Source organism: Falsihalocynthiibacter sp. BN13B15 (assembly GCF_041205415.1).
GTDB classification, from domain to species: Bacteria; Pseudomonadota; Alphaproteobacteria; order Rhodobacterales; family Rhodobacteraceae; genus Falsihalocynthiibacter; species Falsihalocynthiibacter arcticus.
The window spans coordinates 1-333 of record NZ_JBGFCE010000109.1 but is presented as its reverse complement, the minus strand read 5'-3'; the positions used below and the strand labels follow the sequence as shown (position 1 = coordinate 333).

Sequence of the window (333 nt, the reverse complement as noted above, 5' to 3'; positions counted from 1 at the left end):
CACCCGAGCAAGTTTTTAAGGGGTGCGTAAAGTGAGTATAGCGGGACACTATGGGGATAATTCCCTGGGGAATACTGGAAGTGTTGTAAGTCTGGTTGAAGGCATGGCTGGCTGGTGCCAAGCGGTGCAAGGCGCTGCCCCATTTCGGCAGGGCCTTAAGGCAATTTCTACGGGATTTGGAGCGAAGGTCGCGACGTTGGTCAAGGCCACCAAAACACAAGATGGAAGAATCCGCTCTATTTCCGTGGACTTACAGCGCAATGCTCAGAACGGAGCCTTGGATCGCTCGTTCGCGGATCTTATTTTAGGATCTTATATCACTAATGCGAAAGT

At 51.1% G+C, this 333-nt stretch carries 1 protein-coding gene; it reads left to right on the top strand.

Features of this window, described 5'->3' with window-relative positions:
• Positions 1-31: 31 nt before the first annotated feature.
• On the top strand, positions 32-333 hold a 302-nt coding region (locus AB9F26_RS22405; RefSeq protein WP_369769143.1), incomplete at its 3' end, for a hypothetical protein.